This window comes from Paenibacillus sp. sgz302191 (assembly GCF_057749925.1).
Map to the genome: position 1 here is coordinate 233,173 of NZ_JBYLHY010000001.1, position 15,560 is coordinate 248,732.

11 protein-coding genes are annotated in these 15,560 nt (G+C 52.9%); all 11 read left to right on the plus strand.

Features of this window, described 5'->3' with window-relative positions; genetic code table 11:
- The first annotated feature begins 10 nt into the window (after positions 1-10).
- The 11 genes from AC3G2T_RS00950 (at position 11) to AC3G2T_RS01000 (ending at position 15,530) form a co-directional block, all read left to right on the plus strand.
- A complete protein-coding gene (locus AC3G2T_RS00950; protein WP_488434208.1) occupies positions 11-700 on the plus strand; it encodes an S-layer homology domain-containing protein in 690 nt (229 codons plus the stop codon).
- A gap of 472 nt (positions 701-1,172) precedes the next feature.
- Positions 1,173-2,465: an ABC transporter substrate-binding protein gene (locus tag AC3G2T_RS00955; protein ID WP_474682169.1), complete on the plus strand. Its 1,293-nt coding sequence runs from the start codon at positions 1,173-1,175 to the stop codon at positions 2,463-2,465.
- 109 nt (positions 2,466-2,574) lie between these two features.
- Positions 2,575-3,441 carry a helix-turn-helix transcriptional regulator gene (locus AC3G2T_RS00960; protein ID WP_488434209.1) on the plus strand — a complete coding sequence of 289 codons (867 nt, stop codon included), beginning with the start codon at positions 2,575-2,577 and terminating at the stop codon, positions 3,439-3,441.
- Positions 3,442-3,478: 37 nt separating this feature from the next.
- Complete coding sequence (locus AC3G2T_RS00965) at positions 3,479-4,396, plus strand: carbohydrate ABC transporter permease (RefSeq protein ID WP_488434210.1); 918 nt, start codon at positions 3,479-3,481, stop codon at positions 4,394-4,396.
- Complete coding sequence (locus AC3G2T_RS00970) at positions 4,396-5,211, plus strand: carbohydrate ABC transporter permease (protein WP_488434211.1); 816 nt, start codon at positions 4,396-4,398, stop codon at positions 5,209-5,211. The genes AC3G2T_RS00965 and AC3G2T_RS00970 overlap by 1 nt, the downstream gene beginning before the upstream one ends.
- Positions 5,212-5,219: 8 nt before the next feature.
- Entirely contained in the window at positions 5,220-7,757 is a 2,538-nt protein-coding gene (locus AC3G2T_RS00975; protein WP_488434212.1) for a hypothetical protein, read from the plus strand.
- Positions 7,748-8,833 (plus strand): beta-galactosidase BglB, encoded by a 1,086-nt coding sequence (gene bglB / locus AC3G2T_RS00980; RefSeq protein ID WP_488434213.1) that lies wholly within the window; start codon positions 7,748-7,750, stop codon positions 8,831-8,833. The genes AC3G2T_RS00975 and bglB overlap by 10 nt, the downstream gene beginning before the upstream one ends.
- Before the next feature lie 242 nt (positions 8,834-9,075).
- Positions 9,076-10,587: an arabinosylfuranosidase ArfA gene (gene arfA, locus AC3G2T_RS00985; protein WP_474682175.1), complete on the plus strand. Its 1,512-nt coding sequence runs from the start codon at positions 9,076-9,078 to the stop codon at positions 10,585-10,587.
- Positions 10,588-11,245: 658 nt separating this feature from the next.
- Complete coding sequence (locus AC3G2T_RS00990; RefSeq protein WP_488434214.1) at positions 11,246-11,722, plus strand: hypothetical protein; 477 nt, start codon at positions 11,246-11,248, stop codon at positions 11,720-11,722.
- Between the two features lie 1,428 nt (positions 11,723-13,150).
- Entirely contained in the window at positions 13,151-13,468 is a 318-nt protein-coding gene (locus AC3G2T_RS00995) for a c-type cytochrome (RefSeq protein ID WP_488434215.1), read from the plus strand.
- Positions 13,469-13,532: 64 nt separating this feature from the next.
- Positions 13,533-15,530, plus strand: a complete 1,998-nt coding sequence (locus tag AC3G2T_RS01000; RefSeq protein ID WP_488434420.1) for an LTA synthase family protein — start codon at positions 13,533-13,535, stop codon at positions 15,528-15,530.
- The last annotated feature ends 30 nt before the right edge of the window (positions 15,531-15,560 follow it).

Sequence of the window (15,560 nt, forward strand, 5' to 3'; positions counted from 1 at the left end):
TAAGTTCACGTTGGCCTTGTACGGGTTGAACGAACAGTCCGGAAAATGGGAAAAACTGGACGATTCCAAGGTGGACCAAACCGGAGCAGCGGTGTCGGGAACGGTGCGGCATTTTGCCAAATTCGCTGTACAGGCATCTGCAAAAACAGAGACCGTCAAACCTCCGGCAAACGAGGCGAATCTCGGCGATTTGAAAGGTCACTGGGCAGAAGCAAGCGTGCGGGAGCTGGTGAAGCTCGGCGCCATTAGCGGATACCCGGACAATACGTTTAAACCGAACGGCAGCATCACAAGAGCGGAGTTCGTGACGATCATCGTTCAAGCGCTCCAGCTTAAATCGCAGGGCGGCAGCAGCTTTGCCGATACGGCTAGCCATTGGGCAAAAAATGCGATCGGTACAGCCGCAGCGCTCGGAGTGGTCTCAGGGTATAGCGAGCAATCGTTCGGTCCCGACGATCTGATCACCCGCGAGCAGATGGCGGCAATCGTCATTCGCGCGGCGAAAATTCAATCCGCGGACACCGGCTTGACATTTTCCGACAGCGGCGAAGTTTCGGATTGGGCTCGCGCCGCTCTGGGAACAGCGGTTGACAAGGGTCTCCTGAACGGTTACGAAGACGGCACCGTGAAGCCCAAAACGAACACGACGCGCGCCGAAGCGGCGGCATTCATTTTAAGAGCGCTCCAACTGAAAAAATAAACTCGCACCGGTTCGACCGCCACGTTTGTTGTGGCGGTCTTTTTTTGGTATACGTGGGGTACAGGAAAGCTTAATGACAGGATGAAAACCGGTCTGGCAACCGCTACCACTTGCGCATCGTGGAAATCAGCACGAAATTTCATACAGAAATTGTACTGATTTCGTAAAATCGAAAAATAAGTATGAAAAATCGAACAGAATCGTGCCTACAGCGGAAAAAATGGCTTTTGTATGCGAAAAATCGAACAGAAAAGTGCAATAGGGACTGCATTAGGCCGTCTCATGGCAAGCAGTTACAGCATCCGCCCGGTGCAGTCCGATTGGAGATCGTGGCTGTACTGCTTGCAGCTTTGTAACGGCCGCGCAAACAGCAATATCCGTTAAATAGCAAGCAATAATCGATATTAAGCAAATCGTTTTCTATGGTATGATAATCATGAAAGCGCTGACAATCAGAAAAGGGAGTGTCAAAATGAAGAGAACTTTAAAATCGATTATGCTGCTTCTGCTTGCAGCAGTATTTATTTTCAGCTTGGCCGCATGTTCCGGAGGAAGCCCGAAATCGGGCGGTCAAGACGCCGCCGCGGCAAAGGACGTTACCCTCGATTATCTGTGGTTTACCGACGGAATCGAAGGCGATGTGATGAAAGGAATTGTCGCCGATTATCAGAAGCAAAATCCTCATGTGAAGATCAATCTGGTTGAGGTTGCCTTTAAAGATTTGCAGACGAAGCTGAAAACGATGATCTCCGGCGGCAAACCGCCCGCATTAGCCCGCATGACCGATACCGGCGCTTTCGCCAATCAGGCGCTGGATTTGACTCCATACGTCGGCAGCGGGGACAGCTTTACTTCACAGTTTATCGATTCCATCAAACCTTATTATGTGGTGGACAATAAAATTATTGCCGCTCCGATGGATGTTACGGCCAACGGCATGATTTACAACAAAACGTTGTTCCAAAAAGCCGGCGTGAAGGTGCCTTCCTCCCCGGATCAGGTATGGACATGGGACGAGTTCGCCGCAGCCGTTAAGCAGGTCATGGATAAAGGCGGAGCCAAGTACGGCCTTGTCTGGGACTTTTCGCCCCACAGATGGTCTACCCTGCTGTATCAGTTCGGCGGCAATATGATCAGCGCGGACGGCAAAAAAGCGGCTATCAACAGCCCGGAAGGCGTGCAAGCGCTGGAATACTTCGCCAAGCTTCATAAAGACGGCATCATTCCGCAATCCGTCTGGTTAGGTTCGGAAAATCCGAACAACCTGTTCCGCTCGGGTACGGTAGCCGTTCATATGGCAGGCAACTGGATGCTCAGCAACTATAAAGACATTAACAACTTTGAGTGGGGCGTCACTTACATGCCTAAGCAAAAAATCCGTTCTTCCGTTCCGGGCGGCAAATACGTCATGGCATTCAAAGGATCGGGAGTAGAGAAAGAGGCCGCCGAGTTTATCAAATATTTGTCATCCAAGGAAGTCAATTCGAAGTACACCAAAGATTCGCTCTTTATGAGCCCGCGCAAGGACAGCGCCAAGCTGGACTACTCTTTCGGCAAGGAAATGTTCGAAGTGTTCGCGAACGAATTGGCCAATACGACTCCGCTTGCGGCTAACGACTGGTCCAGACAAGAGATTGTGCCCAAATTCAGCACCGATTTGAAAAATAACATCGTTGACACGATTTCCGGCAAAACAACGGCCAAAGACGCGCTGGACAAAACCGCTAAACTGATCGACAAAGCCATTAGCGAGCAGGGAAAATAAAGCAGCAGCCATATGTTCATACAGTGGGGCTACCTGGGGGTAGCTCCTCCCTTTTAGGGGGAAATGCTGATTCACAACAAAATCATTGGACCGGAGGTGGCAGCAATCCATGGCACATCACGCCCATTTTCCCACCAATAAGGCATTGAAGCAGGAGCGTATATACATTCGCCACCATGTCACGGAGTGGCAGAACAGTTGGCCGCTTCATACGCATGACGGCTATGAAATTTATTTTTTCCTTCAAGGCAACGCCCATTTCATTATCGGGAACGAGGTTTATCAGCTTCAGCCCGGCGATATGCTGCTAATTAGCGGCGACGTGCTCCATCGTCCGAATCCTTCGAAGGATACTCCGTATATCAGGAGCTATATTAATTTTACGGCGGACTACATTCAGGAATTGGCCGGGGACGATTTGCAGGCGAAGCTTTTGAATTTGTTCGCTCACCCGAACGGCTTGCTGATCCGGTGGGACGAACGCGGCGTGGAAGAAGTGGACGGCCTCTTTTCGATGATTTTGAGCGAGAGGGAGAAGGAAGCGATCGGGCATCAATTTATGATGCAGAGCCTGATGGTGCAGCTTTTGCTCAAAATTTACCGCAAATCGAAAGACGTATACTCGCTCCTCACGGCCCCGGCGCAATCGCAGAAAGAGACGAATGTACGGCGGATTTTAATGTATCTTAACCAGAATTACAAAAAGACTGTCACTTTGGAAGACCTAGCCGGAGCGATGCATCTGAACAAGTATTATATGTGCCACTGTTTTAAAGAAGTGACGGGGATCTCCATCAACAACTACATCACGCGCAAGCGGATTGACGAGGCCAAGAAGCGGCTGCGATTATCGGATGAACCGGTCGGGATTATGTCGGAGTTTCTCGGTTTCAACAATCCCATCCATTTCAGCCGTATGTTCAAGCAGTATGCGGGCGTATCCCCGCAGACGTACCGCAAGACGCACCAAGACTAATTCAACATCAAGCCGATTAGGGAAAGGAGAGGATAGGGTGTCTCCGGCATTGACCAAGCAAAGGAACAATCCGCGCTCCTCGTGGAAAAAGGAAAAGTTGAAAAGGCTGCTTGCCCCGTATTTTTTCATTTTGCCCAATTTCGTTATTTTCTTAACGTTTATTGTGATTCCGGCTATCGTAGGCTTTATTTATTCCTTTCATAAGTATGACGGATTAAATGAAATGAAATTTTTGGGCTTTGAAAATTATGCGGAGGTTCTTGCCGACAGCGAATTTTGGGCGGCGCTTGGCCGCACCGGGCTTTATGCGGCGATTGTCGTTCCCGGAATCTATGTCGCAGCCCTTGGGATTGCCGTGCTTCTTATTCGCAAAGTAAAGATGATGGGATTTTTTCGCGCAAGCATTTATTGGCCGACGATGATTTCGTTTATTATTGTCGGTTTGACGTGGAAATGGATTTTTGGAGATTCGTTCGGGATTTTGAATTACCTGCTGACTGCAATGGGATTCGACCCGGTATCGTGGCTGACTTCTCCGCTGTATGCGAATTTGTCGGTCATCATCGCCACATTATGGTCCAGGGTCGGGTTTTTCATGGTTATTTTTATTGCCGGACTTCAAGCGATTCCCGTGGATATGTATGAGGCCGCCAACCTGGACGGAGCTTCCAGATGGAGAGTATTCCGGAATATTACTTTGCCGCTGCTCAAGCCGACGAGCGTACTTGTGTTGATGATCTCGCTCATCGACGCCTTCAAGTCGTATCCGCTCATGTATGCTCTTACGGGCGGGGGCCCCGGCAAGTCAACGACATTTATCGTGCAGTACATTTATGAAATCGGTTTTACGAAGCAGGAGCTGGGGATGGCGAGCGCCATGTCGGTCGTTCTTTTTGCCATTATCGGGATTTTCTCGGCGCTGCAATTCCGTCTTTCCAAAGGAGGGGTCAACTAGTGAGAAAAGCCGGCATTGGAACTTATGCGATTTTAATCGCATTAGCTTTGTTTTGGATATTTCCCGTCCTTTGGACCGTGTTGTCTTCCTTCAAAACGAAAACCGATTTGTACAGCTGGCCGCCGGCTTTAATTCCTCCGACTTTTTCGTTGGAGCACTTTGTCAGCGCTTTCGATAAAGGGCATTTCGGAACGTATTTTCTCAACAGCACGATTGTGACAATTGCGTCTACGCTGCTGCTGCTGTTGATCAATACGATGGCGGGATTCGCGCTGGCCAAATATCGCTTTAAAGGCGATACGATCCTACTGGTCGGATTTATTTCCACGTTAATGATACCGCTTGAGGTTATCATGATTCCGATCTTTAAAGTCATTTCTTTTCTGGGGCTGTACAACAATCTGCTCGGCATCATCATTCCGCCCGCCGCTACGCCCACCGGGGTATTCCTCGTTCGCCAGTACTTGCTGTCCGTCCCGGATGAACTGCTGGAGGCTGCGCGCATTGACGGCGCGGGGGAATGGAAAATATTTTGGCGCATCATACTGCCGATGGCCAAGCCGATTATTGCGGTTCTGGCGATATTCTCGTTCATGTGGCGTTGGGATGACTTCTTGTGGCCTCTCATCGTGATTAGCGATCCTGCCAAATATACGATCCAACTCGCCATATCGAACTTTATCGGAGAATACAACGTCGACTGGGGAAGCTTGCTGGCCATGTCCACGATCACGATGATTCCCGTGCTTGCGGTTTTCCTGATTTTCCAGCGGCAATTTGTACAAGGCATCGCCACATCTGGCATGAAAGGATGATTTCATAAATGACAACCGGCAGTAACTATTTGGCTTATGCCCCGCTGCAGCTGCAGCACCGCGTTATCAACCGCTGGCTGATCACCGGCATTTTAACCCGCAACGTGCGGTTCGAACCGATGACGATGGAAGGGGATATCAACGATTGGCTGATTAAAGGCTTTTCCATCCATGAAAATCCTTGCCGCAAGGAATTTGTAAACGAGAGACGGGCGTCCGAGCCGAAGCTTCCGTTCGCCGCCCCGCCTGCGCTGGGAGAACATTTTGCCCTTTGGAATTCGGAAGCGCAGTGGAGCGTTTATTTCCCGTGGGGGAACTCGCGTGTAGAAGAGTCCGGCTTTTATTACGTGCCGACCCATATGCTGAGATATGGCTATACGGTAGTTGTCAGTCCCTCTGCGCATAAAGCCGTGTTCAACTTGAAAACGTGCGGCGGAGTTGCGTTATGGGTGAACGGACGTCTGGTCTGCGATTTCACGCCTTTCACAAGAAATATCGAACAAAAGACGCAGGTGGAAGTGGAGCTTGAAGCCGGGGAGAACACGTTTTTCGTCTGCCATGAGGATCTGGCGGAGCGGGATACGCTGTACCATTTTACGCTGGAATATACGGGAGACGCTTCGCTTGAGCTTCGAATCCCGCTTGCGGATTCGGAAACGGCGGAGGCTGTGCAGGGCATCGAGGATGCGTTAGGCCGGGCTTATTTCCCGAAAGACAACGTTACGGATGAGGAGATTCGGATTGTTTTCGAACAGCCGTTCAGCCAAAAGTTTACTTTTGACGTGAATTACGTCAGCTTCTTTGACGGCCGGCATTCGATGCAGCGGGATCTGGAGCCCGGGGAGCGGAATCTGGTTCTCGGCCATACGGACGATTTCGGAATCGACTACAAGTACTTTGAACTGGTCGCTCATGTCGGCAAAGCTGCGGTACGCAAGCTGTTCGGCATCGAGCTGCACAACAACCGGTTCCAGCCCCTGCTTAGCCAGGACATGACTGTGGAAGAACGCAAACGGGCGGCGCTGGCGTGTGTGGCCGAGCTTGGTATCCCCAACATCCATTCCGCCATTGCCAAGCTGAAAACCGGCGGCGCTCCCGAACAATCCCGGGAGATGATTCTTCAAGGACTCGTCGGCATTCAGGAGAGGCGGGATTGCGCCGACTTTTATTTAATCGCCTTGTTCCGGTTTTGGCGGGACTACCGCGAAAGCGGGTTGTTCGACGACCGTTTCTGGTCGCAGATTAAGGAAACGATTCTCGGCTTCCGGTACTGGATCGATGAGCCGGGCGACGATGTCATGTGGTTTTTCAGCGAAAACCACGCGCTGCTGTTCCACAGCTGCCAGCTGTTGGCAGGCCAGCTGTTCCCTGACGACAAGTTTGCCAGCAGTGGCGAGACGGGCCGTCAAAGGCAGAAGAAAGCGGAACAGCAGCTGCAGGGCTGGTTCGAGCGCTTCTTCGACGAAGGGTTAGCCGAGTGGAATTCTAACGCCTACATTCCAATCGATTTCCTCGGACTGATTCAGCTCTATGATCTGGCCGAGCTGCCGGTACTGCGGGAGAAGGCCAAGCAGGCGATGGATCTCCTATATTACTACATGGCTGCCGAAGCCCACCAAGGTTATTTGACCTCGACGTTCGGCCGCAGCTACGAGAAGGAGCTGTTCGGCAACCATGCCGCCGGTACGACCTCGCTCATTTGGGTCGGCTACGGCATAGGCAATGTGAACAGCACGACCTTTAATGTGTCGGTGTACTTGTCGGATTATACGCCGCCGCAGGAATTTGCCGGTCTGACTTTGCTGAAGCCGGAGGAGGAGCTGGAGTTTCAGCTCGAACAAGGTAAAGACGGCTACGCCAAGCTCAGCCACTATCGGACAAACTCGTTCGCGATGTCGAGCATTTCCGATTTTCGTCCCGGCTTGAAAGGATATCAGGAACACGTGCTGAATCTGGCATTTTCCCCAGTGGTTCAGGTTTGGGTGAACCATCCCGGAGAGATCTATCCTCACGGCTCAGGCCGGCCATGCTTCTGGGCAGGGAACGGCTACTTGCCGAAAGTCGGGCAGTACAAGGGACTGGGAATTCTGCTGTTCGATATCGGCGAGGAGCACGACGCGGATTATACGCATGCCTACTTCCCGACTTATGCGTTTGCCCGCACAGAGCGCCGAGGCTCCTGGTTTTTCGGCGAGACCGATGGCGCCTATTGCGCCGTGTATGCAACAGGCGGTCTTGAGCTTACGCAGGAGGGCACGAACCGGGGACGCGAGCTCATTTCCAAAGGGCGGCGCAATATTTGGCTGGTAAGGGCGGCGGATCGCGGGGAATTCGGATCTTTCGAGCAGTTCGTCGACAGCATGATCAAGACGCCAGTAGAAGCGTCGATAGAGCTGCTGCAAATTCGCTGGGACGATGCCGTTTACGGTGAAGCCTGTTTCGGTTGGCGGGAGCCACTGGTTGTGAACGGTGAGGCCGTGCAAATCAAGGACTGCGGAGTACAAGGCCGATTGGTGCGAAAAGGAAGGGTGGCTTCATGCAATTGAATCAAGACATGATGATCAGCGCGATACAACGCGTCTCCAATGCGATGAAATTCATGAAAAACGAAGGAATGGACGAGATATATCCCATCGGGCTTATTGATATTCATCTGTGGGAATGGCCTCAAGGCGTCGGCCTTTACGGCATGTATCAATATTACGAAGAGACGAAGGATGCGGACACTCTTCAGTTTTTGCAGGAGTGGTTCGACGCCCGCCTGCGCGAAGGCTTGCCCGAGAAAAACGTGAACACTTGCTCGCCGCTTTTAACGCTTATTGCTTTATGCGAGATTACGGGCAAAGACGAATATATCCGGGTATGCGAAGAGTGGAGCGGCTGGATTATGGACCGCGATAACGGATTGATCAGGACCGGGGACGGCGCGTTCCAGCATATGATCAGCGGGGACCCGAACGATGGGCAAATTCTCATCGATACCTTGTTCATGACCGTGCTTTTCCTAACGAAGGCCGGCGTATATTTTAAGCGCCCGGAATATGTCGAAGAAGCGAAAAAACAGCTCCTCGTCCACATCAAATATTTGTACGACCGCCATTCCGGACTGTTTTTTCACGGCTGGGACTTCAATGGAAGGCACAATTACGGGGCTGTGCGCTGGGGGCGCGGCAACGGTTGGTATACTTGCGGCATCGTAGATTTCCTGGACATGGCGGAGCTGGAGGACGGAATCAAGCAGTATTTGCTCGACACGCTGCGCAGTCAGGTTCAAGCTTTGGGCGCGCTTCAGGAAAAGGGCGGCATGTGGCATACGGTTCTGGACGATCCGTCGTCCTATGTGGAAACGTCGTGCACGGCCGCTTTCGGCTACGGGATTTTGAAGGCTGTCCGCAAAGGCTATTTGCAGCAGGATGATTTGCCGGCCGGACTTAAGGCGCTGCAGGCTGTGCTGGATCGAATCGACGCGAACGGGGTAGTTCAGGAGGTTTCCTACGGCACGCCGGTCGGCAATGACGCCCAATTTTACAAGGACATTCCGATTTCTCCCATGACTTACGGTCAAGCGCTAACGCTTTTGATTTTGATGGAAGGCTTGCGTTACGCCAATAGTTCCAGCTGACGGCAAATATTAGGGGGCTCATGCCCCGATGGTCCTTGATGCGTTCAATTGGCCTCAGCTGTAAAAAGAGCGGTTCTTAAGTCTTATTGAAGACTTAGGCCGCTTTTTTATTGTTTGTTTAGTTCGGTTTGCCGTATAAAGAAAAAGCTTGAAAACGATAACAAATTGTTGTTTAATACATTTATATCATATTTTTATTAATCAATTTATGTTTTTATTAACTAAATGAAGAGGTGTTCTTGATGTCCCAGAAAGCGAAAATGATTGTAGACAAAGATTTTACGATCGGGGAAGTCGATTCGCGCATTTATGGATCGTTTATCGAACATTTGGGCCGGGCTGTCTATGGCGGCATTTACGAGCCGGGGCACCCGCAGGCGGATGAGCAGGGTTTTCGCGCGGACGTACTGGAATTGGTGAAAGGCCTGGACGTGCCGATTGTCCGTTATCCGGGCGGCAACTTTGTCTCCGGCTACAACTGGGAGGACGGCGTGGGACCGGTCGCACAGCGCAAAAAGCGCCTGGAGTTGGCCTGGCGGACCGTTGAGCCGAACCTGTTCGGCTTGAACGAGTTTATGGATTGGTGCCGCAAAGCGAACACGCAGGCGATGATGGCCGTCAATCTGGGCACTCGCGGACCGGATCAAGCGCGGGAGATCATGGAATACTCGAACCATAAGTCGGGAAGCTACTGGAGCGATCTGCGCATCGAGCACGGCTACAAAGACCCGCATAACATCAAAACGTGGTGTCTGGGCAACGAAATGGACGGACCTTGGCAAATCGGGAGTAAGACAGCTGTAGAATACGGCCGCATCGCGAATGAAACGGCCAAGGTGATGAAGTGGGTCGATCCGACGATCGAGCTCGTCGCCTGTGGCAGCTCTTCGCTGAAGATGCCGACTTTCCCGGAATGGGAATCGACCGTTCTGGACCATACTTACGATCATGTCGACTACATTTCCCTGCACCAGTATTACGGCAACCACGACAACGATACGGCGAACTTCCTCGCCCAATCGCTCGGCATGGATAAATTTATTCATACGGTCATCGCCACATGCGATTATGTGCAGGCGAAAAAGCGCGGCAAAAAGAAAATCAACCTTTCCTTCGACGAGTGGAACGTCTGGTATCATTCCCATGATGCGGACCGCAAAATCGAGCCCTGGAGCATCGCGCCGCCGCAGCTTGAAGATGTTTACAACCACGAAGACGCCCTGCTCGTAGGCTGCATGCTGATCAGCATGCTCAAACGCGCGGACCGTGTGAAAATGGCCTGCATGGCCCAACTGGTCAACGTCATTGCGCCGATTATGACGGCTAACGGCGGGCCGGCGTGGAAGCAGACCATTTACTACCCGTACATGCATGCGAGCGTATTCGGCCGCGGAACGGCGCTCGTTCCATTGATTCAATCGCCGAAGTACGACGCGAAGGACTATACCGATGTGCCGTACCTGGAGGCGGTTGCGGTGCATAACGAAGAGCGCTCCGAAGTGACGGTATTCGCAGTCAACCGCCATCTGCAGGAGGCGCTGCCGCTGGAGCTGGATTTGCGCAGCTTTGGCTCCAGCCAAGTGATCGAGCATATCGTGCTTGAGCACGACGACATTAAAGCGGCCAATACCCAAGACGCGCCGGACCGCGTGAAGCCGCATGGCGGAGGCGACGCCGCCGTCGCGGGCGGCGGCCAAGTGCAGGCGACGCTGGCCAAAGCGTCCTGGAACGTCATCCGCCTGAAATTGGCGTAACAGGCGGTCGGTTTTAGGCAGCCCTTATCCTCTGACGAGGATGAGGGCTGTTTTGCTTTGGCGGGAGCCGGGGAGGGAGTCCGCCGGGCATTCGTGCGGATGGGGGGGCGCGCCGAAATCCGGCGAAAATGCACCGGCTTTTATGCCGGGCGTGCTGGGGTCTTGCCCTGCGCCGTGTGGCGCCGCAAAGCGAGCCGCCGGTCGAGGCGCAGCGTGGATGGAACGGCAGCACAGCGGAGAGGCGTGAGGCGGCTTGGCGGGCACCGGGCCAGTGGAAAACCTGCAAAAGTGCAGGAATTTTCCGTGGAAATGGCCCGTTTCGGCGAAAAGCCTGCGAAAGTACAGGAATTTTCGCCGAAAATGAGCCTTGAGCCCATGCGCGGGTGAAAAGCCTGCACAATTGCAGGGATTTTTCGCTCCCGGTGTATCGGCAAGCAAAAAACTGCACTTTTGCAGGCTTTCTTCACGCAAAACCAGGCAGCATTGTGCTATAGGCCTGACGTGCGGGTGTCTTTCTCGCAAGCTTCTTCGCGCAAAGCCAGGTAACCATGCGGATGGGGGAGCGCCGAAATCCGGCGAAAATGCACCGGCTTTTATGCCGGGCATGGGGTCTTGCCCTGCGCCGTGTGGCGCCGCAAAGCGCCGGTTGAGGCGCAGCGTGGATGGAACGGCTGCACAGCGGAGCCGCATGAGGCGGCTTGGCGGCCACCGGGCCAGTGGAAAACCTGCAAAAGTGCAGGAATTTTCCGTGGAAATGGCCCGTTTTGGCGAAAAGCCTGCGAAAGTACAGGAATTTTCGCCGAAAATGAACCTTGAGCCCATGCGCGGAAGAAAAGCCTGCACAATTGCAGGAATTTTTCGCTCCCGGTGTATCGACAAACAAAAAACTGCGCTTTTGCAGGCTTTCTTCACGCAAAGCCAGGTAACCATGCGGATGGGGGGGCGCCGAAATCCGGCGAAAATGCACCGGCTTTTATGCCGGGCGTGGGGTCTGGACCTACGCCGTGTGGCGCCGCAAAGCGCGCCGCCGGTCGAGGCGCAGCGTGGATGGAACGGTTGCATAGCGGATAGGCGTGAGGCGGCTTGGCGGGCACCGGGCCAGTGGAAAACCTGCAAAAGTGCAGGAATTTTCTGAGGAAATGGCCCGTTTTGGCGAAAAGCCTGCGAAAGTACAGGAATTTTCGCCGAAAATGAGCCTTGAGCCCATGCGCGGGTGAAAAGCCTGCACAATTGCAGGAATTTTTCGCTCTCGGCGTATCGACAAGCAAAAAACTGCACTTTTGCAGGCTTTTTCCGTGCAAAGCCAGGCAGCATTGTGCTATCGGTCCCGTCGCGCGGGATTCTTTTTGCAGGCTTTTTCCGTGCAAAGCCAGGCAGCATAGGCTATCGGCCCTGACGTGCGGGATTCTTTTTGCAGGCTTTTTCCGTGCAAAGCCAGGCAGCATTGTGCTATCGGTCCCGTCGCGCGGGATTCTTTTTGCAGGCTTTTTCCGTGCAAAGCCAGGCAGCATTGTGCTATCGGTCCCGTCGCGCGGGATTCTTTTTGCAGGCTTTTTCCGTGCAAAGCCAGGCAGCATTGTGCTATCGTCCCCGTCGCGCGGGATTCTTTTTGCAGGCTTTTTCCGCGCAAAGCTAGGCAGCGTTGTGCTACTGAGGCCCCGACGTGCGGGTGTCTTTCTCGCAAACTTTCTCCGCACAAAACCAGGCAGCATAGGCTATCGGCCCTGACGTGCGGGATTCTTTTTGCAGGCTTTCTCCGCACAAAGCTAGGCAGCGTTGTGCTACCGAGGCCCCGGCGTGCGGGTGTCTTTCTCGCAAACTTTCTCCGCACAAAGCCAGGCAGCATTGTGCTATCGGCCCCGTCGCGCGGGATTCTTTTTGCAGGCTTTTTCCGCGCAAAGCTAGGCAGCGTTGTGCTACTGAGGCCCCGGCGTGCGGGAGTCTTTCTCGCATGCTTTCTTCACGCAAAGCCAGGCAGCATAGGCTATCGGCCCCGACGTGCGGGTGTCTTTCTTGCAGGCTTCCTCTGCGCAAAGCCAGGCAGCATTGTGCTATCGGCCCCGGCGTGCGGGATTCTTTTTGCAAACTTTCTCCGCACAAAACCAGGCAACATTGTGCTATAGACCCTGACGTGCAGGTGTCTTTCTCGTAAGCTTCTTCGCGCAAAGCCAGGCAGCATAGGTTATCGGCCCCGACGTGCGGGTGTCTTTCTTGCAGGCTTCCTCTGCGCAAAGCTAGGCAGCATTGTTCTACCGGCCCCCACCGTGCGGGTTTCTCCAGCCCTGCCTATGAGCGGCGGAGCCTCATACCGCGCGCGGCTCCCAGTGCGCGGTGCGAGCTGCATGACGGCGGTCGGCCACCCAAGCCGCCAACCTCCGAGCGCCCCCGCTCATCTTCGAAAGACTCTCAACAATTCTGCTCTCTCAATCGCCAAGTATAAAAATTGGAATTTCGATGCACCATAAACTTGTGCGGGGCTTAGGCAGCTCTTGCCGGGCGATCCCTTTATTTTACACCGCGTGGTTTGGTATCATGGTGGAAAAAAGACAGGGAGTTATCGCTTATGAAATTTTTGCCGATTTGCTTGATCGGGCTGACGGTATTTCTTTCCGCCTGCGGCCAGCAAGGGGGACAGGCCCCCGCGGCGGAGTCCGTCAAGGCGGATGCACCGACTTTGTACAAAAATTACTGCATGTCCTGTCACGGCGGCAATCTGCAGGGCGCCAAGGGGCCAAGCTTGCAAAAGATCGGAGACAGACTGGATGAAGAAGATTTGATTCTCCGCATCCAAAAGGGCGGGGGCGGTATGCCTCCTTTTCAGGTAAGCATGACGGATGAAGATGTAAAAGCGCTCGCGGCCTGGCTGGCAGCGATGAAGTAACTTTCACAAAGCCTTCACAATTTCTTCATAAATATCATTTACAATAGGGGGCTGAAGGAGAGTGATGAAAATGCGCTTGACCTTTCGGCCCCAAAACTTCGTATACACGACGCTGAAGCAAAACCGTATTAGCGCTTACAGCCTTATTATTTGTATGCTGATAGTTGCGCCGTTGTTGTCCATACTGGGAATCGAGTATTTGGTGCGCGGTTCGATCCATCAAACGCTGGATTGGGTCATGGCCAATAAAGTGTATTTTGCGCTGAATGTGTTTTTGGCATTTTGCGTGTACAGTTTGATTTATGCCATTCTCGGTTCGCTGATCGTATCCATGGGAATAAGCACGCTGCTGCTGGGTACCGTATCGTTAATCAGTTATATGAAAACAAGATTGATCGGCGAGCCCTTTTTTCCGTGGGACATCCTGCTGAATAAAGAAAGCATGAGCATCGCCTCACTTGTGACAGGCAAAGCCGCTTTGATCCGGATCGTATCCGTCGCGCTGCTGTTCGTCGTCATTTTGCTGCTGCGCTTTATCGTACCGCGTTTGTCGCTGCCCATCTTCGGGCGTATCGCCTTAGGTCTGTTTTCCCTCTATGCTTTATACGCGTTCGGCGTGAAAACAACGCTGGCCGGGAACATTCTCGATCGCGCAGGCGTCAATGAGATCACCTGGAACCAGAGCGAAAACTATACCGATAACGGGCTGGCGCTCGCTTTTACGATGAATGTCAAAAACTCGATCGTGCAAAAGCCGCCGACCTACAGCAGCGAAGCCATGGCGACTGTAGCCGGCCATATTCAGAACGCCTCGCTGAAGTCTTCGACCGGTGACGGGCTCATTAACGGCAAACAGCCGAACGTCATTTTTGTCATGAATGAAGCGTTTTGGGACCCGACGCTGCTGACGAACGTCAATTTCAGCGAAGATCCCGTTCCGACCATCCACCGTCTGCAAAAGGAATCGTCCTCCGGCTTTTTGCTGTCCCCGCAATTCGGCGGCGGCACGAGCAACGTGGAGTTCGAGGTGCTTACGGGGAATTCCATGAGCTTTTTGCCGGGCGGCTCCATTCCGTACCAGCAATACGTCACGAAACCGGTGCCGAGCCTGGCCAGCTACTTCGAAGGCAAAGGCTACAAAAGCCTGGCCATCCATTCCTACGAAGGCTGGTTCTGGGACCGCAACAACGTCTATAAGCAATTTGGCTTCGAAGGCTTCAAAAGCAGCGAGAACTTTGTCAATCCCGAGGTTAAAGGCTATTACATCTCCGATGACGAAGTATCCCGCTCCATCATGCAGGAAGTCGATAAGTCGGACCGGCCGATGTTCATTTATGCGGTAACGATGCAAAATCACGGTCCTTACGACGAGAACCGCTACGGAGACAATCCGATCAAGGTGCAGGGACCTTTGTCCGATTCGGCCAAATCGATTCTGGAAACGTACGCGCACGGCGCCCACGATGCCGATCAGAGCTTGCAGCTTTTGATCGACCATTTTCAGAAATCGGATAAACCGACTTTGATTGTGTTCTATGGCGACCACCTTCCGATGCTGGGCTACGACTATCAAGTGTATCACGAGTCCGGCTTCATCCAGTCAGGCAACGATTCGCAGTGGTCGCTGGAAGAGTTGAAAAAAATGCACAGCGTCCCAATGGTCATGTGGTCGAATTTCGATATGCCGAAAGAACAAATTCCGGTGCTCAGCAACTCTTTCCTGGGCGCCCACGTACTCGACCGGCTGAATATGGAAAAACCGGCCAACTTCTCGATGGATGCCCAGCTTTCCGCGCAAATCCCGGGCATGCTGAGCAATCTGGTTGTCGACAGCAACCAGCAGCTGCATGCGAAAGCTCCCGATTCGGCCAAACAGATGATTGACGATTATCGGAACATGCAGTACGATTTGCTGTTCGGCAAGCAATATTTAGCCGATTATATCGACCATGATTATTTGACCAAAGCCGCAATCCCGAGCTACAGTACCGATCCTGACAAAGAAACGGTTTTGGCGGAGGAAGCCGCACATACTCCGGCGGCCGCAGGTAAATCGCAGTAATCAAGAGAAACATCCTCGTCACATTAAAGT